General features: G+C 35.4%; 17 protein-coding genes and 1 tRNA gene. 8 read left to right on the top strand and 10 right to left on the bottom strand.

Annotated elements, in window-relative coordinates; genetic code table 11:
• Positions 1-231 precede the first annotated feature (231 nt).
• From DF947_RS20855 to DF947_RS20845, 3 genes are all read left to right on the top strand, one after another.
• On the top strand, positions 232-816 hold the full coding sequence (locus DF947_RS20855; protein ID WP_109932650.1) for an RNA polymerase sigma factor: 585 nt from the start codon (positions 232-234) through the stop codon (positions 814-816).
• 87 nt (positions 817-903) lie between these two features.
• Positions 904-1,098, top strand: coding sequence for a hypothetical protein (locus DF947_RS20850; RefSeq protein WP_109926812.1), 195 nt, complete (start codon positions 904-906; stop codon positions 1,096-1,098).
• A 215-nt stretch (positions 1,099-1,313) separates the two neighbouring features.
• Positions 1,314-2,513, top strand: a complete 1,200-nt coding sequence (locus DF947_RS20845) for an MFS transporter (RefSeq protein WP_109932648.1) — start codon at positions 1,314-1,316, stop codon at positions 2,511-2,513.
• On the opposite strand, the gene DF947_RS20840 is transcribed toward DF947_RS20845, so the two are convergent.
• Together DF947_RS20840 and DF947_RS20835 are read right to left on the bottom strand one after the other, a co-directional pair.
• Entirely contained in the window at positions 2,510-3,088 is a 579-nt protein-coding gene (locus tag DF947_RS20840) for a hypothetical protein (RefSeq protein WP_109932646.1), read from the bottom strand. The two genes, DF947_RS20845 and DF947_RS20840, sit on opposite strands and share 4 nt — an antisense overlap.
• A 1-nt stretch (position 3,089) precedes the next feature.
• A complete protein-coding gene (locus DF947_RS20835) occupies positions 3,090-3,644 on the bottom strand; it encodes a hypothetical protein (protein ID WP_146202957.1) in 555 nt (184 codons plus the stop codon).
• A gap of 222 nt (positions 3,645-3,866) precedes the next feature.
• Between DF947_RS20835 and DF947_RS20830 the strand changes: the two genes are divergently transcribed.
• The 3 genes from DF947_RS20830 (at position 3,867) to recA (ending at position 6,687) form a co-directional block, all read left to right on the top strand.
• Entirely contained in the window at positions 3,867-4,829 is a 963-nt protein-coding gene (locus DF947_RS20830; protein ID WP_109932642.1) for a helix-turn-helix domain-containing protein, read from the top strand.
• Positions 4,830-4,872: 43 nt separating this feature from the next.
• Positions 4,873-5,538: an endonuclease III gene (gene nth / locus DF947_RS20825; RefSeq protein ID WP_109932640.1), complete on the top strand. Its 666-nt coding sequence runs from the start codon at positions 4,873-4,875 to the stop codon at positions 5,536-5,538.
• A gap of 135 nt (positions 5,539-5,673) precedes the next feature.
• Positions 5,674-6,687 (top strand): recombinase RecA, encoded by a 1,014-nt coding sequence (gene recA / locus DF947_RS20820; RefSeq protein WP_056869925.1) that lies wholly within the window; start codon positions 5,674-5,676, stop codon positions 6,685-6,687.
• Between the two features lie 189 nt (positions 6,688-6,876).
• On the opposite strand, the gene DF947_RS20815 is transcribed toward recA, so the two are convergent.
• The 5 genes from DF947_RS20815 to tsaD form a co-directional block, all read right to left on the bottom strand.
• Complete coding sequence (locus DF947_RS20815) at positions 6,877-7,440, bottom strand: hypothetical protein (RefSeq protein ID WP_109932638.1); 564 nt, start codon at positions 7,438-7,440, stop codon at positions 6,877-6,879.
• Positions 7,441-7,455: 15 nt separating this feature from the next.
• Entirely contained in the window at positions 7,456-8,511 is a 1,056-nt protein-coding gene (locus DF947_RS20810) for a hypothetical protein (RefSeq protein WP_109932636.1), read from the bottom strand.
• A 113-nt stretch (positions 8,512-8,624) separates the two neighbouring features.
• On the bottom strand, positions 8,625-8,897 hold the full coding sequence (locus DF947_RS20805) for a hypothetical protein (RefSeq protein WP_146202956.1): 273 nt from the start codon (positions 8,895-8,897) through the stop codon (positions 8,625-8,627).
• Positions 8,898-9,105: 208 nt separating this feature from the next.
• Positions 9,106-9,306, bottom strand: coding sequence for a hypothetical protein (locus tag DF947_RS20800; RefSeq protein WP_109932632.1), 201 nt, complete (start codon positions 9,304-9,306; stop codon positions 9,106-9,108).
• 73 nt (positions 9,307-9,379) lie between these two features.
• Positions 9,380-10,381, bottom strand: coding sequence for a tRNA (adenosine(37)-N6)-threonylcarbamoyltransferase complex transferase subunit TsaD (tsaD, locus tag DF947_RS20795; protein WP_109932630.1), 1,002 nt, complete (start codon positions 10,379-10,381; stop codon positions 9,380-9,382).
• Positions 10,382-10,455: 74 nt separating this feature from the next.
• Here tsaD and DF947_RS20790 point away from each other — a divergent pair, with 74 nt between their 5' ends.
• Positions 10,456-14,883: a translocation/assembly module TamB domain-containing protein gene (locus DF947_RS20790; protein WP_109932628.1), complete on the top strand. Its 4,428-nt coding sequence runs from the start codon at positions 10,456-10,458 to the stop codon at positions 14,881-14,883.
• A 102-nt stretch (positions 14,884-14,985) separates the two neighbouring features.
• On the opposite strand, the gene DF947_RS20785 is transcribed toward DF947_RS20790, so the two are convergent.
• From DF947_RS20785 to DF947_RS20775, 3 genes are all read right to left on the bottom strand, one after another.
• On the bottom strand, positions 14,986-16,197 hold the full coding sequence (locus tag DF947_RS20785; RefSeq protein ID WP_109932626.1) for a bifunctional 3,4-dihydroxy-2-butanone-4-phosphate synthase/GTP cyclohydrolase II: 1,212 nt from the start codon (positions 16,195-16,197) through the stop codon (positions 14,986-14,988).
• Positions 16,198-16,343: 146 nt separating this feature from the next.
• A complete protein-coding gene (locus tag DF947_RS20780; RefSeq protein WP_109932624.1) occupies positions 16,344-17,774 on the bottom strand; it encodes an LptF/LptG family permease in 1,431 nt (476 codons plus the stop codon).
• Between the two features lie 30 nt (positions 17,775-17,804).
• The gene (locus tag DF947_RS20775; RefSeq protein ID WP_109932622.1) at positions 17,805-18,185 is read right to left on the bottom strand and encodes an START-like domain-containing protein; all 381 of its coding nucleotides are present in this window, start codon (positions 18,183-18,185) and stop codon (positions 17,805-17,807) included.
• A gap of 137 nt (positions 18,186-18,322) precedes the next feature.
• Between DF947_RS20775 and DF947_RS20770 the strand changes: the two genes are divergently transcribed.
• Positions 18,323-18,396 (top strand) — tRNA-Met (locus DF947_RS20770).
• The last annotated feature ends 717 nt before the right edge of the window (positions 18,397-19,113 follow it).

The following is a 19,113-nucleotide window of genomic DNA, read 5'->3' as shown; positions in this document are numbered from 1 at the left end:
CCAGTGTTAAACAAGGGTTTTAAAAACATACAAAAATAGGGTACTGAGACGGTTAATTTATTTTTTAACATTTTATTTTTTGTTTTTTGATAAAAAAAACACTTTCTTTGATTATTAACAACCTCAGAACCAAACTAACAACAGTCAAAAACATAGGAGAGAAGCTATAGAAATTAAACATCTACAAATTAATTTTTAGCAAATAGTACGGGATTTAGTGTAGGTAAACCTATGAATTTACAATCATATAATGATCAGGACCTGGTAAAGTTATACATTACCGGGAACGAGAATGGATTGCAGGAACTTTTACGAAGACATAAAAGCAAAATTTATACTTCTATCTACTTATTGGTTAAAGACCAATATCTGGCGGAGGATATTTTTCAAGATGCTTTTATCAAAGTAATTAACACCTTGCGATCTGGACGATACAACGAGGAAGGCAAGTTCTTACCTTGGGTAATGCGTATTGCGCACAACTTAGTTATCGATTATTTTAGAAAAGAGAAAAGAACTCCTATCATTACGAGTTCTGATGGAATGGATGTATTTAATATGCTACACTTTTATGATGAGAGTGCAGAAGAAAAAATGCTCCGCGACCAAACGCATAAAGATTTAAAAGCAATGATTCATTTATTGCCCGATGAGCAGAAAGAAGTGCTTCTTATGCGCCATTATGCAGATTTGAGCTTTAAAGAAATAGCCGATTTAACTGATGTAAGCATCAATACAGCTTTAGGTAGAATGCGATATGCTTTGAGCAATTTGCGCAAAATGCTTAAGACAAAGGAGATGACCTATAAAGGGTAATAAAAAAGTTACATAAAATGTTTTAGTGATTGAAATAAAGCATAGCAACTATCGTTAAGTTTATAAAACAAAAACATTTAGTTGCTTATGACAAAAACCTCTACATCAAAAACAAATGTAAATTTACCAACCCAAAACATGTTTCAGTCTACAACTGATAATGAATCCGATGCTGATATCGACTTATTTTATGATCAAATAAAAAGTAAGTTGGATGGACTGCTAACAAATCCTCAGGATGAAACCATCAACAGGATTTTAGCTTACAGCAAATCGAAGTAAATTTTACACGAGCCAAAAAAGCTGCCTTACAAAGTGAGGCAGCTTTTTTTTGTATCTACCATTAAAATTTGTCTACTCCGAGCAACTCGGTTTTCTCCGATACCTTTCAATTTTACCTATTAAGTTTTAGCCGGATCAAAATGGCTTGAATTTTACAATTCATTGGTTGAAAAAGTCTTACCTTTACATAGTGTAATTTTAACACTAAGCACCCTATGAATAAGAACTTAATCCCACTTACTTTAGGCGGACTGGGCATCGGAATAACAGAATTTGTTATGATGGGCTTACTTCCGGATATTGCAAAAGATTTAAATGTAACCATCCCTCAGGCGGGACATTTAATCTCTGCCTATGCTTTGGGCGTTGTAATTGGTGCGCCGTTACTGATTATGATTGCTGGAAAATATCCACCAAAAAAGATCCTCATTGCCTTAATGGCCATGTTTACGGTCTTTAATGCATTTTCTGCCTTTGCTCCTACTTTCGATACTTTATTTATAGCTAGATTACTTTCTGGTTTACCTCATGGAGCATTTTTTGGAGTGGGTTCTGTAGTAGCGAGTCGCATAGCAAAAAAAGGAAAGGAAGCTCAAGCTGTTTCGCTTATGTTTATGGGCCTAACCATTGCAAATGTTATTGGCGTTCCGCTTGGAACATTTATTGGCCATAATTTTTCCTGGAGAATTTCTTTTGCAGTTGTAGTAGCTGTAGGATTGATTACTTTATTTTATTTAAAGCTATGGCTACCAGCTCTCGAGGCTACCAAAAATCGCGATTTAAAAGCAGAGCTAAGCTTTTTTAAAAAAAGAGATGCATGGATTATTATATTCATGATTTCTATTGGCACGGGCGGATTATTTACATGGTATAGTTATATCGCCCCATTAATGACAGAAGTTGCCGGTTTCGATGCAGAAAATGTAACCTATATTTTAATGTTAGCGGGTTTAGGCATGATGGCTGGCAATTTTATCGGCGGTATTTTGGCAGACAAATATTCTCCTGCAAAAGCATCGGCAGCGTTATTAATCATAATGGTCATCACACTAACCATTGTTCACTTTGTTTCGGGCAACCAAGTATTGGCCCTATTAATGACGTTTATTACCGGCGCTGTTTCTTTTGCACTTGCTGCCCCTATCCAAATGTTGATGATCCAAACCGCTAAAGGCTCGGAAATGCTTGCAGCATCGGCCAGTCAGGCCAGTTTTAATATTGGAAATGCATTGGGTGCTTTTTTTGGCGGACTTCCCTTGGTTTACGGTTTTGATTATACTTCTCCTGCATATGTGGGTGCAGCAATGGCGCTTATTGGATCTTTCTTTGCTTTTTGGTTAATCAGAAGAAATTCCTCTAAAACTTCGGAAACCGAACTTCCCGTTGTCAAATCTGAATATGCAGCCATCCACTAGCGTTTTTTAATTCGATCCCTCAGTCGCCCTATAGTTGTACCAATAGAAATGGCACAAAAACTATTGAGCTTATTTAAGTTGGCAGAAAAACCAAGGTTTAAGGAAGCGGTACGATCCAGATTGAGGTGATATCGAACCTCGAAGGGAACACCGAATTGTTTCTTCTTAATTATTTCATAATTGGTCGAACAGAAAAGACATGCTTTTCCCTCTCTGGGGATAATTGCTCCCTTGGTCTGTTGCTCAAACATAGAAATACCCAAACCCACCTGAAAGGTATTATATCGATCTAAGGTTATTCTTTTACCAGCAATTAAACTCAGGTCAGATACCACTAAATCGGGCTGACTCCCAAAAAGTTTTATCTCATCTATTCCAGAAGTTTTAAGTGCCAGATAATAACTCTTCTGTTCTACATAGATGAATAGATCACCATAAGTCCCATCTATGTTACCCTTCCCAAAACTAAAGCCTAATCCAAAATAGGTTTTACGATTTTTATGAAGTGTATCCTGTTGAGCAAAGGCTATGCAATAACCCAAAACCAGCGATAATGTTAATATGTGCTTTTTCATACTATTGAATCAATTTTGAATTAAAAACCAAACCTAAACCCGCAGCAGCAAAACTTTTTTGTTGATTGAGGTTACCGTTTATGGATACCGAAACACCGACACCATCTACAAATCGAAAAATGTATTTAATCTCTCCAATTAAGCCCACTGCGTTTTTCTGTATTATTTTTTCCCTCAACGTATTACTGTTCGATTCATCATATTTCCGTAAATCGGCGATAAGCCCCACTCCAGCCCCAAACTCAAATCTGTTATTGGGATTAAGCTTTAGCCGTTTGCCAAACATTAATCCAACCTCAGAAAAGCCTGGCTTTTTAGTTTCTTCACCATTTACATTTACCTCATACATTTCTTGAGAAAGTGAGGAAAATTTTAATTTTAAATAAGAGTTTGGTTTATTAAATCCAATAAAGCCAGATATTAAAGGCACTTTTAAAGTTGCTGCGCCAAATTCAACGCCACCACTAAGGGAGTTAAAAAAAACATCTCCCCGATCTTGAGCGCTAGCTAAACCAATTGATAAGACCAGCGCAAATACAATAATTATAGTTTTCATTTTAATTCTATTTATATCGTGCATGAATTAGCAGACAATCAAAAATAGAAATGATACAAAAGAAGAATTATCTAAATAGATTATACAACAGATAATATATAATTTAAAAGAATATAAATTAATCTATATAAAATCTTTAAGATTATTAATTGCAAAACATTGGCAACAATAAATTTTATTAGATATTATTTTTTGTTAACTTCAATCATTAAGATATTCTTTATGATTAATCAACAAGTGGTATTTTTTGAGTCCATTAAATCTTCGCTACCCAACTATCAAAATTTGGCATTAAGCATAGCCGATGCACTGGCAATTAGCACAAACGAAGCTTATAAGAAAATTAGGGGGACCAGCATTTTAAACCTGCAGCAGATTGTGAAACTCTCAGATAGTTTTGGCGTTCCATTTTTGTATAAGCCAAACCAGTTGCCAACTGTAACTTTCGATTATTTAAGCGTAGATCAGGAAATCCCGAATATGCTAATGTATCTTAAGGATTTATTAAAAAATCTTAAACAAATACAGCAGAGTAAACAGAAACACATTACCATTACTACAGATGATATTCCGTTGTTCCATTTTTTTAAATACCCGGAACTAACGTGCTTTAAGCTTTTCTTTTGGTCTGATAGCGTGATGAATACGGAAATAAAATTCGATCCAAATCTCTTTGACGAGGAAATCATATCAATTTCAAAAGAACTTAACCAGATTTATCTGGAAATTCCCTGTACAGAAATTTGGGCAAAGGATACTGTTCATGGCACAATTGAACAGATACGATACGCATACGAAGCTGGTTATGTATCGAAAATGTTCGCTAAACAAATAATTGAACAGGTAAGATATTGTCTTACCGACATGAACATGTATGCCATTAGCAGTAAAAAGACCATTGATCCCAGCCATACTTTTAATTGGTTTAACTGCGATGTTTTGGGAAGCATTTCTTATCTGGTCGATTTTAAGGATTCCATGTCTTGCTATAATAGGTTTAACACCTTTAACTATTTAAAAACAGAAGATCAGTCTTATTGCCAGCAAACCAAACAATGGATGCAGAGCCTAATTGGGAAATCAGTTTCGTTTAGTGGGCAGGGCGAAAAACATAGAAATAAATTCCTTTATAATGCTTTCGCCGAATGCGACAAGTTGCTAATGGAAATTAATGATTCAACGTAGCTCTTGATACTTGATACATATAACTTGATAGCTATATTTGCCCATGCTTAAAAAAGAACGTTATAAACTTTTTGTAGAACATTTTTCGGCAAAGCAGCCCGATGCTGAAACAGAATTGCACTATAATAATCCTTATCAGCTTTTAGTTGCGGTAATTTTATCGGCACAGTGTACCGATAAAAGGGTAAATATGGTTACGCCAGCTTTATTTCAACGTTTTCCAAATGCAAGGGCACTCGCCGAAGTTACACCAGACATAGTTTTTGATTATATAAAAAGCATCAGTTACCCCAACAACAAGGCCAAGCATTTGGTTGGAATGGCTAACATTTTGGTTAACGAATTTAATGATGTGGTTCCATCAGGTATAGATGACCTTCAAAAAATGCCAGGCGTTGGCCGGAAAACGGCAAATGTAATTGCTTCTGTAATTTACAATGCACCAGCGATGGCCGTTGATACACACGTTTTTCGTGTGGCCAATCGACTGGGGTTAACGAATGGAAAAACTCCATTAGCTGTTGAAAAGGATTTGGTTAAAAATTTGCCCGAGCATGATATTCATATTGCCCACCATTGGCTGATTTTACATGGCAGATATGTTTGCGTAGCCAGAAACCCTAAATGTGCGGTGTGCGAAATCACTTATATGTGCAGATACTTTGAGCGCTTAACGGCTCAAAATGAGCGAGATAAACATAATGCTTAAATTATTTTCACTTTACTATTGACATTAGCCAAAAAACCATTAACTTAGCTAAATATTTTAGTATTATTACTTATAAACATACGAGCATATTAGCCGAACAATCAATTATATTTACGTAATCAAATCACAACAAAAATGGCAAGCGCAAATCCTGATAAATTAAAAGCCCTACAATTAACACTAGATAAATTAGAAAAATCTTATGGCAAAGGCACCATAATGAAACTTGGCGATACCGCTATTGAACCAATTGATTTTATTTCAACTGGATCGATTAGTTTGGATATTGCTTTAGGCATTGGTGGTATTCCAAAAGGCAGAGTAATCGAAATTTATGGTCCTGAATCTTCAGGTAAAACAACTTTAGCCACACATATTATTGCTGAGGCACAGAAAAAAGGTGGTATTGCAGCTTTTATAGATGCAGAGCATGCTTTCGATCAGTTTTATGCCAAGAAATTAGGTGTTGATACCGATAATCTTTTAATCTCTCAACCCGATAATGGCGAGCAGGCTTTAGAAATTGCGGATAATTTAATTCGCTCTGGCGCAATTGATGTAATCGTAATCGACTCTGTTGCAGCTTTGGTACCAAAAAGTGAAATTGAAGGCGAAATGGGCGACAGTAAAATGGGCTTACATGCCCGTTTAATGAGCCAGGCCTTACGTAAATTAACTGGTACAATTTCTAAAACAGGATGTTGCTGCATTTTCATTAACCAGTTGCGTGATAAAATTGGCGTAATGTTCGGTAACCCGGAAACTACAACAGGCGGTAATGCACTGAAATTTTATGCTTCAGTTCGTTTAGATATTCGTCGTATTTCTCAAATTAAAGATTCTGACGAAGTTTCTGGTAACCGTGTTAAGGTAAAAATTGTTAAAAACAAAGTAGCTCCTCCTTTCCGAATTGCTGAATTCGACGTTATGTTTGGCGAGGGAATTTCTAAAAATGGAGAGATTGTAGATTTAGGCGTTGATTTTGGAATTATTAAAAAGGCAGGTTCATGGTACTCTTACGGAGATACAAAACTTGGACAAGGTAGAGATGCCGTTAAACAACTTTTAAGTGATAACCCTGAATTGGCCGAAGAACTGGAAGTAAAAATAAAAGCCGAAGTTACAGGCGATAAACTGGAAGAAAAATAGAACTTCCAATAAAATAGAAAAGTCCTGCCAAGTTAAATTCTAGGCAGGACTTTTTTGTTTGAAATAATTTGAGGGGGTTTCTAAATTATTTTAGTGTAACTCTTAATTATCATTAAAGCACTGCCATACTCCTTAATTATTATATGTTCTTTATACTTTAAAGCTGATATATTAATTTGCTTATTAAAATCAATATCCCTGGGCTCCAATGCTTAACGGAGACAGTATCACACATTCTAACATATTTACAGATTTTCCATTTGAATTTAAAAGATCTTGTACCGCATAATTTGCACTTCGTACAGTATTATCAAGCCTCCTGTATTCTCTTGCCCTCCGTTCATCAGAGATATTAAGCTCCAATTCTCCATTTCCTTCCCCACAACCTTTACCATAAAATAATACAACAGGCAAAATGAAGCTTTTATTAGCAAAATATTCTATGTCGGTTTTTAGATTACTCCAATGACCGTCTGAAGATTTAATAGCTTTCTCCAATGCTTTTTTAATCACATCTGGAATCCTTTCTGTAAGCGTAAGATCATCAATATTTCCTTTTTCAGAAATTCTAAATTTTATAAACACGGTAGTATATAAACAAAGCGTATCAAGAGTCTTGTCTTTTAATTTAAAATTATCTGAAACATAACTACTAACATCATAAACATTTGATGATGTTAGTTTATCCTGAGCATTTGAAATGAAAGGAATGATACAAAATATACTGATTATTATGGATGTTATTTTTTTCATTTTAATAATTTAATGTTATGGTGAACATGCAGTTTTAGTCCCTGAACTATGATTTTTATATGCGTCTCTAATATTTATAATTTGTTGATTATCCAAATTATACTTAGAAAGCAAAGTATTCCAATAAGACAAATCATTACCAAATATATCTCCGAACCCATTCAATACCAATGCATAAGCCTCTTTGTTTCCTATTGTAGGATAAATATCCTTTACAGCATTTTTTAGCTGCTCAATATAACCCTCCGCCATATCTTTATGTTGTTCAAATTGTTGTGTATAATGTGTCTTGTTGAAATCGAAATATGCATGCATAATCTCATGTACAATAGTGGTAGCAATAAATTCTTTTGAAGTTGAAGGTAATGTGTTTTTATTAAGTGTTACTTTCACATCAAAATTATGGATTCCATCAACTAATTTGTCTTTAATAACTTGCGTTCTTGCATAGCCATTATCTATATTTCCATCAGTAATCTTAAAATTAATTTTGTCGCTGGTCCCAAAAGTGCTATTTAATATACTAGTAATTTTGCCATCCAAGTTTCCTTCTAGACTTTTCCATACACCGTCTAAACACTCGTTTTTAATTTTTTCAGTTATGTCAGCACAGCTTTCAAATCCAGTATTTCCCTTAATACAACCACAATTAGTATCAATTATTGCAGTGCCATTTAAATCACCATGGCAATCGTAAACACTAGTATAATCATTGGGGCCAGCACCTGAAGTTCCCCCATCATTACCCAAATCGGGTGCCTCCTCTGTTTGGCCACCGCCATTGCCACTACCAAAGCAAAAGGTTTCGCTTCCTATGTAGGTATAAGTCATGTAACCATCCACACCCGCACCACTGTAATGGTCAATTCTAATGCAGGTTGTGCTCATATTGTAATTGGCTTTTTTATAAATAACCGATTCGCTAAGATATACTTCTTTTGCATCGCCATTGGCTCCGATGGCGTATCCGCGTTTAAATTTGCCATTCCATTCTTCAACATCTATTATGCCCATAAACTTGCCATTGTTATCGCTTAACATCGGCATCAATGTCAACCATTCTGCCTGCATGGCCTTCTTATTATCTTTGTAAATTATAAGATAACTCGTTTTTTCTAATTCTTCAATTTCTTTCGTATGTTCCTCCTTAAGAAAAATAGGCGAGCCATACTTTACCGGAACTATTACAGCATCGCCAACTGATATTTTTTTACAAAGGCTTTATCCCACAATGGTGTCTTCCCAAGCCCATGCCTTATATTGTTATCATTTATTTGTAGCTGATTTAGAATATTTTTTTCGAAATAAGCTTTTGATTCATTAATTAATTCGGCATTTATCTCTGAAGCGGAAGGCTCTCTGTTTTTCTTACATGAATAAACAACAACAGCCGTAATGGCAAATAGGGCGAAAGCGAGCGCATAGCGCTTAAACAAGGTATAGTTTTTCCTCATCATTAATTTAGGTTTTAAAAAGTTAATTGATTTTTTTGAGGAATGATGCCATAAAGATATGTTTTACACAAAAAAAAACAAATTAATAATACAGCAATTGTAGTATTAATTCAAGTTTTTAGTAAAAATATAAGGCTATAAATTGTTTTTAACCAAACAAAAAAGCTTTCCCTTTTGAGGAAAGCTTTAAAAATGTTATATATTTTTCTACCTATGCATCCTGACTAAAAACAGCATCGAAATCTTTAGTGACATAAACAATTACCAAAAGCGCAGCAATTAACAAAACACCCAGTATAATTATCCCCCAGCTTCCTTTAAGCTTATTTTTGTCCTTTCTAATTAGCCAATATAAAATTCCTATTAAAGGAATGGCACAAACAATCCAAAATACTAACGATGCTCCAGTCATATAAAATCAATTTTCAACAAACAAATTACAATAATCAAATTAACCAACTCAACAATTAAACGGTTAACCTAAATTAAAACTCCATCCTCGCCATTGGCGAAACCTCTTGCCCAACAAAATCGTTTTTAAGGTATTTATGGTACCCCGCAATGGCAATCATTCCCGCATTATCTGTACAATATTGAAAGGCAGGAATATAAACTTTCCAGCCAAGTTCCACAGCCAATTGTTGCAAGGTGTTTCTTAAACCAGAATTGGCAGAAACCCCACCTGCTATTGCTATTTCGTTAATGTCATATTGCTGAGCAGCCTTCTTCAGCTTATTCATTAAAATCTGAATAATGCTGTACTGTACCGAGGCACAAATATCATTTAAATTTTCTGCAATAAAGTTCGGGTTCTCTTTTTCTTGCTTTCTGATAAAATATAAGATTGAAGTTTTAAAACCACTAAAACTAAAATTTAAATCTGGAATTTGTGGAACGGCAAACTTAAACGCATGTGGATTTCCCAATTGAGCATGTTTATCAATTAACGGTCCGCCAGGATAAGGCAATTGCAAGATTTTTGCTGTTTTATCGAAAGCTTCACCTGCTGCATCGTCCAAAGTCTCGCCTACAATTTCCATATCAAAGTAATCTTTAACCAAAACAATTTGGGTATGCCCGCCAGAAACCGTTAAACATAGGAAAGGAAAATTGGGCTTTGGATCATCTATAAAGTGCGCCAGTATGTGCGCATGCATATGATTGACAGAAATTAAGGGTACATTTAAAGCTAAAGCAAATGATTTGGCAAAAGAAACTCCAACCAAAAGCGAGCCCAATAAACCAGGTCCGCGAGTAAAAGCTACGGCTTTTACGTCCTGTTTTGTAACTTTAGCATCAATTAATGCTTGCTGTACAGCAGGCACAATATTTTGCTGATGCACTCTTGAAGCTAATTCAGGGATTACACCACCATAATTTTGATGAATTGTTTGGTTTGCAATAACATTGGCAGTAATTTTGCCGTTGTTACATATGGCAACTGAAGTATCATCGCAAGAGGACTCGATAGCAAGTATAACAGACAAATTATTAATATTTAAGCTGCAAAATTATTAAAAAACTATTTAAAATACTCCTTTGGGTAATTGCATCAATAATTTTGCTGCTTGCGCTGATCATCTTTTCTTTACAATTTAAGCCTGTTCAAACCTATTTTGCTCAGAAAGCTGCCGCATACTTATCAAAGGAGCTTAATACTACCATTAAAATTAAAAGCTTATACATTAAGCCTTTCAAATCCATCGTGCTCGAAGATTTACTTGTGCTCGATTTACAGAAAGATACGCTTTTAAGTACACCACAGTTTATGGTTGATATTAATCAGTTATCAATTGATAAAAAGATAATTGATATTAATACCGTTCAAATTAACAATGGAAGCTTTTTCTTAAAAGACTTCAAAGATAATTCTTCTAATCTTGATTTCATCATTAATTACTTCGATAGCGGTAAGCCTACTGTAAAGAAAAAGAAATCAAAACCTTACAAAATCGATTTCCGCCGGATCATTCTAAACAAAATGAGCTTTAAGTACAAAAACTATAAGGCCAAAGATCAATCGCAAGGCAAAAGTGTAAACTTTGATAATGTTGACGTTAAGGAATTAAGCGGGATTTTTGAAGGCTTGGATACTAAAACCCATCTGTTTAAAACAAACATAAAAAACTTAACCTTAAAAGAAAAAAGCGGTTTTTATTTAAAAAACCTCAGTGCGCAAACCACTGTAGACAGTAATGCCATTGAGCTTAAGAATTTGTTGTTAGAGACGAGCCAAAGTCGCTTAACAGATTATTACCAAATGCGCTTTAATACTTTTAAAGATTTTAATCATTACATCGATAATGTGAGAATGAAGGCGGTTTTTAAAGATAGCCACCTGTCATCTAGAGATGTGGCCTTTTTTGCGCCCGAATTAAACGATATGAAACTTGATTTGGATATCGACGGCCAAATAACAGGTTTGGTAAACAATTTAAAGGCTAAAAAACTATCTATAAAATCTGGTAAGGCCACTTACATTAAAGGTGATTTCATTATAAAAGGACTTCCGAAATGGAAAGAAACTTTTATGGATCTGAACATAGAAATGGCAGGAACAAACAAAACCGATTTAGACGAGGTTTTGGCGGGCATTACCAATAGCAAGAAAAAGCTGATTCCGAGTATTGTTAACAAATTTGGCAACATCAATTTTAACGGAAGCTTTACAGGTTTTCAAAATGACTTTATCGCCTACGGAGAATTTAAAACGAAACTTGGCCGCTTTGTATCTGATGTTAACATGAAGATCGATAAAAATGATGTTCCATCTTACACCGGAAACATCAAAACTTACGATTTTAACATTGGCAATCTGTTGGATGAAAAAAGTTTGGGCAGAATTAGTTCTTCATTATATGTTAAGGGAAAAGGTACAGAACTCAAAAATTTATCTGAAAACATCAATGGCGATGTCGATTATATAGACTTCAACAACTACAGGTATAGAAATGTAAAAATTGATGGAACTTTTGACAAGAAATACTTTGATGGGAAATTAAGCATTAATGATAAAAATGTTAAGCTTGTATTTGATGGAGGTGTAAATTTAAACCCCAAACTTCCGGTATTTAATTTTAAGGCAACGATAACAAAAGCAAAGCTAAAAGCTTTGAAATTACTTAAAGATTCGTTAATGGTTGATGCTAAATTTAGCACCAACTTCTCGGGTACAAATCTCAATAACATTGAAGGTAGACTGCTAATCCAAGAAATTCGACTTCAAAATCCTAAAGGCATTTACCATGTAGATTCAGTTCAGCTGCTTGCAAATGGAACTGGAGCAAATAGAAATCTAACCATTAAATCGGATATTTTAGATGCCAGCATAACCGGAGAGTATGATTTAAACTCTATTGTTTCTTATTATAAAGCCATTGCAAAAACCTATGTACCATCGCTTAAGGCAGATATTATAAAGTACAAAAACCAGATTTTCAAATTTAATCTACAGGTTAAAAATTTTGAGCCTTTGGCACAATTTATATCGCCTGGTTTACAGCTAGATGAGGGCGCAACACTTATCGGAGATTTTGATTCGAGAAACAATACAGCCACACTTAACGGTTTTGTGAAAGCGCTGAAGTTTAATGGTGTTGTGGTTAACAATATTATCCTCGATGAAAATACAACCAAAGAACAGCTGCAGTTAATTGTAACTTCAGATCGTGTTCAAATTAACGACAGTTTATTTATAAAGGATGTTAACATTTCCAATATCTTAAGGAATGATAGTTTGGCCTTCAACGTTAAAATGTCAAATTCAGACGATGCCAACCAGCTCGATTTGAACGGATTGGTAGAGTTTACAAAAAATCAGGACACCACCGCGAGGCTAAGTATCTTGCCTTCAATTTTAAAAATCAATAGTGAAGAGTGGCGTATTCAGGAAAAGGTGCGTATTGTTTTAAATAATGGCAAAACCCAGATTACGAATTTCGACTTAACCAATGGTGCACAACAAATTACAGTTGATGGCCTAATTTCTGAAGACCCCAAAGATTTAATTAAGGTTGGTTTTAAAGATTTTAGCTTAAAAACGCTTAATCCGTTTACGAAAGGTTTTGGGGTTACGCTTGCCGGAAATGCCAATGGCGAAACCAATTTATATGGAATTTTAAAGGCTCCGAGAGTAAGCGATGATCTTAAAATCGATTCATTAAATTTCAACAATATTTACATTGGTACCCTAACAGATACCTCATCATTTAATAATGAAAACAATAAAATAAACGTCTTTACCAGAATAATGGCCGATGGTAATGAAACTTTTAAGCTTACCGGAAATTTAGATTTAAAGGAAAAGGAAATCGATCTAAACATCAGGATGAATGAAAGCAAACTGACCATCCTCGAACCTTTTGTTAAAGAGCTGGTTTCTAACTTAAAAGGCAATATTTCTTCTGATTTAACGGTAAAGGGAAAGTTTGATAAACCTGAAATTAACGGAACCCTGGCCCTTGATAAAGGTCAGCTTATGGTTAATTATTTAAAAACAACGTATGTAATTACCGATGAAGTTAAGGTTGAAAACAGCATAATTAATCTTGAAGACTTTAAGTTAAATGATCTAGAGGGGCACCAAGCGGTTGCAAACGGAACGGTCGATTTGAACGATATCAATTATCCAGACTTAAACGTAACGCTAAATGCCAATAGCTTTATGGCGCTAAATACCACGGCTAAAGATAACTCTGTGTATTACGGAAGGGCGTATGGAACTGGGGTATTTAAGTTTACGGGGCCAACCAACAAAATGAAGATTGATATTAAGGCAAAAACCGAAAAAGGCACCATTTTCAATCTTCCGTTAAACAGTTCTGAAACCGTTTCCGATAAAGATTTTATCAATTTCATAAGTAGAGATTCTGCAGCTGTAGTTAAAAAGACTACTAATTTTGATGGCTTAACGCTTAGTTTCAAGTTAACCATCGATCCCAATACAACCGCAAATATTTACACCACGCTTGGTAATCTCAGCGGAAAGGGAAATGCAGAGTTAAACCTGAACATTAACAGTTTGGGCGATTTCGAAATGTCTGGAGATTATATCATTGAAACCGGAAGTTTCGATTTTACCGCTCAGGAAGTAATCAACAAGAAATTTGACATCAGACAGGGTGGAACTATCCGATGGACAGGAAACCCTACCGCAGCACAGATTAACTTAAAAGCGGTTTATGCCTTAAGAGCAAACTTAAACGAACTTTTTAAGGCTGCCAATCGCGATGCAAGCAGCAATGCAAACCAAAGGGTAAATACAGAAGTAGAAATGGGATTAACGGGCTTGCTCTTAAAACCAGATATTAAATTGGATATTTATTTCCCATCGCAACCTGCAATTAAAGAAGAACTACAAACTTATTTCAGCGATCAGAATAATTTAAATTTACAGGCATTCAGCTTAATTATTAGAAGGAGTTTTGCGCCCGGAAATGGAGGTGAATCTATTGGAAATCAATTACAGTCCACCGTATCGAGTACGGCAACCGAACTTGTTTTCAATCAATTTAACAACGTTTTATCATCGCTAAATCTAAACTTTGTCGATTTAAACGTAAGATCGTTAAGTGAGGCCAATGCATCCTTTAAGTTCTTTAACGATCGCTTAATTGTTAATGCCGGCATTGTAGATCGAAACAGTTTGAACGACTTAACCATTATAGATTTTTCTAAGAACGTAGGAAGCGAAGTTGAGGCACTTTTCTTAATTAAGAAAGATGGAAGCTTAACTGGCAAAGTGGCCAATAAACCGCCAACGCAACAAAGTATATTTTTGAATAGTGGAATTAGTCCGACAGCGAACGTAACTTCATTTGGCCTGGTGTACACGCAGCAGTTTGATACTTTTAAAGAATTTATTCAGAAACTTTCTGGAGCGTACCGCAGAAACTTAAAAAGAAAACAGGCCGAACAACCAGTTAAAACAAATAAGTCGATTAGTAAAGAAGCAATTATTAATCAGAGTAAAGGAAATCCGAGAAGATAATTGGGGAGAGTTGAAAGTGGAAAGTTTAAAGTGAAAGGTTGTAAGTAGAAAGTTAAAGTTGGATACTGGTTTTAACTTTCTACTTTTTACTTTAAACTCTAATTATCCTTTCATAATGGAATGACCCATTTTATCTCTTTTGGTTTTTAAGTAGCGTTCGTTATGAATGTTACTTTCAATCTCGATCGGAATATTTTCTACAACCTCTAAGCCGTAACCGATTAAACCCGCTCTTTTAGTTGGGTTATTGCTCATTAAACGCATTTTAGAAACCCCTTCCGATCTTAAAATTTGTGCACCTACACCATAATCACGTTCATCGCCTTTAAAGCCTAATTTAATATTGGCTTCAACGGTATCAAAACCAGCATCTTGTAAATTGTAAGAACGCAATTTATTAATCAGCCCAATGCCTCTACCCTCTTGATTCATGTAAACCACAATACCCTTACCTTCTTTCTGAATCATCTCCAAAGCCTTGTGTAATTGTGGACCACAATCGCAACGGCAAGAGCCAAAAATATCGCCCGTAACACAAGAGCTGTGTACACGAGCCAAGATTGGTTCATCTGCACCCCATTCACCTTTAGAAATGGCTAAGTGTGTAGCGTTGTTATCCAGTTGAGTATAAGCGGTCATTTTAAAATCGCCCCAGGCAGTTGGAAGATCAATGGTTACTTCGGGTTTAACCAAGCTATCTATGTTTAACCTATAAGCGATTAAATCTTCAATCGAGATAATTTTTAACTGATGTTGTTCGGCAATCTTCAATAAATCCGGCAAGCGAGCCATTTCTCCATCTTCTTTTAAGATTTCCACCAACAAACCTGCCGGCTTCATTCCTGCTAATCTGGCTAAATCTACCGCTGCCTCTGTATGGCCAGCTCTTCTGATTACGCCACCATCTTTAGCAATAAGCGGGAAAATATGTCCTGGTCTGCCCAGTTCTTCTGGATCGGTTTTAGGATCAACCAATGCCAACATCGTTTTAGAACGATCGCTGGCAGAAATTCCGGTGGTACAGCCATGGCCAACCAAATCTACCGAAACCGTAAAATTTGTTTCGTAGGCTGCTGTATTTTTACCTACCATTAGCGTTAAGTTTAACTCCTTACAACGTTCTTCTGTTAAAGGCGCACAGATTAAGCCACGCCCATAAGTTGCCATAAAATTGATTACTTCTGGAGTTGCGTTCTCAGCTGCAGTTAAAAAATCGCCTTCATTTTCTCTTCCCTCATCATCTACAACGATAATCACTTTACCGGCTTTAATATCGGCGATAGCCTCTGGTATGGTATTTAATTTTGTTTGCATGTTATAAAAACACTAATATTTGATTGTTATAAGTCGCTAGTTTTTTTCAATCGAATTGCTATAAACTGTAACAATTTAGCTTAGGCAAAGGTACAACCTTATTTAAGCAATAAGATGAATAAAATATCATTTGGAAGTAAAGGATATTAGTCTTCTTTCTGCTTGATTCTAAACAATTTCATAAAGAATTGCTTATAATAATTTACATCAAAAAGAGCCGAATCTACCGTTGCCTTGTATGTTAAGAAAGCTGCCAAAGGTGTAAGGATAATAAAGGCGAACCACATGGCGAAGATTGGATTTAAAGAACCTTCTCTGGCCGATTTCTCCGCAACCGTGGTTAAAATATGATAAACCAAGAAAAAGGAAATGGCAACAACGACAGGCAAGCCCATACCCCCTTTTCTAATAATGGCACCAAGTGGAGCACCGATAAAAAACAAAAGAACACAAGATGCTGCCAGCGTAAATTTACGTTGATATTCTACACTGGTAAAAATAATTTCCCCAACTAAATCCTTATATCTAGGTGCCCCGTTACTTAAATTTTGCGAAATACCTGAAACCACTCCAGAAGCGCTTTCAATACTCTGCTTCCGTGCACCAGCAGGAATACTGGCTAAAATTTGATCGCCGATTTTTTTAGGTGTTATCTTTAGTTTTGAATAACCTTTTGCACTATTATTTTGCCTAAAATTATTGGATAAATTTGCTGATGTATTTTTATTCAAGGTATCTAATACTTTGCCTAACGAATCTCTCTTTTTATCGATTCCCTTTAAATTAAGCATAACCGTACTGTTTCCAAAAGCATTAGGATCTGTTCTACTGGGTTCAAAAGAAGACAGATCAAATTTGGGTTCTGTTTCTTTAAATCTGCTTCGTACCAACACCTGCCTTGGATTATAAATACCGTTGTTATTGGCCTGCTCTTCATATTGAACGCCATCTTTAAGCTTTAAAACCAGATATTTACCATCACTGGTTTTATTCATTTCACCCTCTTTTGCTTTTATAACTTTTGGAATGCCATTAGAACCTTTATGATCATATAGGGTAATGCCATACAAAGTACCATCCAGATCTTTTCGATCTACCCGAATGGAGTAGCCCGGAATGCTGTTGTTAAAAACACCCGGTTTTATTAAAAAGGCCAGTTTTTTATTCCGAACATCATACATTAAGGAGTAAAATTTAAGGTTGGCCTTAGGCAACATATAGTTAGAAAAGAAAAAAGAGCCCACCGTTAGAATCAGGATAAGAAGCATAAGCGGGCGCATAGCCTTTTGAAGCGAAATTCCTGCAGATTTTATGGCAACCAGTTCGTAATTTTCTCCAAGGGTACCAAAAGTCATGATGGAAGAAAGAAGAACGGAAAGTGGCAAGGCCATAGAGATTTGAACCATAGATTGATAGTACATCAGTTCCAAAATGGTGTACCACTCAAAGCCCTTTCCAATTAAATCATCTACGTACTTAAATAGAAAAAACATCAATAGGATAAACATGACCACAAAAAATGTAGCAATGAAAGGCCTAATAAATGCTTTTATAATAAGAAGATGTATTTTTTTCACCCTACAAAGGTAAACAATGCATAGGGAATTTTATGCACCTAAAACACTGATCAGATAATCAATTTGGTTATCCCAGATCAATTTTTTCTCGGCAAGTAATTCATCTGTCGTAAAATCCGTTATTGAAAGCGCAACGTCGTTGGTTAATTCGTCCTGTACAATTTCCATTTCGAAATAGCACTGTGGTTCATCATCCAACCACTTAAATTTAACTAATTTGTTCTCTTTTATAGAAACAAGCTTGGCTTTTTGTTGCTCGTCATCCCATGTAAAAGTATACACTTGATCGCGAAAATTTACATCATCCGCAAACCATTGCGACAAGCCATTTGGCTCACTTATAAAACTATACAGTATTCGTGGTGACGATTTAACCTCGTACTCAAGCGTAAATTTTTTCTTTTCTGCCATGTTAATTCATTACCAGAATAAAGTTCCGGACTACTTTTTTTATTTTATTTTTCTAAAGAAAGGTAATTTATTCTATATTTGCAACTCCAAAAAATAACCACCTAAATATTTGATCATTTAAACAAATATTTTTGCCCGGCGGGGTAGCTCAGATGGTTAGAGCGCAGGATTCATAACCCTGAGGTCGGCAGTTCGATCCTGCTCCCCGCTACCGAATCGGCAAAAGAGGCATAATCCAGAGATAATTCTGGTATGCCTCTTTTCTTTTTACTGATAAGTTGCTGAAAATAAGCTATATACAAAAACACTAAATTTATTTCAGTGGTTCGAACTTTATCATTTTTCTTATCATAACTCATACCACTAGGGAACAGTAATGTTTGGAGTTGTTGCTTAGTATGGTAATCACCAGAAAGCCAGTTTAAAGGTAGCTGAGTGGCATATTCTATAGCCAACCTAACGCATTTTAAAAGGTTCGAACTTTTATTAGACAGGATGAGCAAATTCCGCTCAATTTCTCTTTTTTCGTCCGAATATTTCTCATGGTACTTTGTGTAAAGTTCCTGACTTATATCTTCTTCAATATATCTTTCCTCTAATCGCTCCACCTTCTTCTTCACTTCTCTGTGGCTGTTCTCCAACTCTAAAAGATCCGCTTGCTTATTTTGAGTCAACTGGTTAAATGTTGCAGCAACCTGCTCAACCAATAGTTCTATATATTCCTTGGCAATGTCAATTTTAAAGAAATCAAGTATGTCTGCAAATCTGGAATTAAGAGAATCAGCATTTTTGTTATTACAGTGGGGATTATCCAAAAAGTGGCCACCGTTTTTTACTCAAAGTGGCCACTTTCTTTTCAGCTAAAGTGGCCAGTATATAGCGGTAAAAGTGTGCACTTGACTGATTTATAGCCGTTTTAAGCCTGCTA

The sequence above is a fragment of the Pedobacter paludis genome (assembly GCF_003173575.1).
Lineage (GTDB): Bacteria > Bacteroidota > Bacteroidia > Sphingobacteriales > Sphingobacteriaceae > Pedobacter > Pedobacter paludis.
This window is presented reverse-complemented; position numbering and strand designations above follow the sequence as displayed.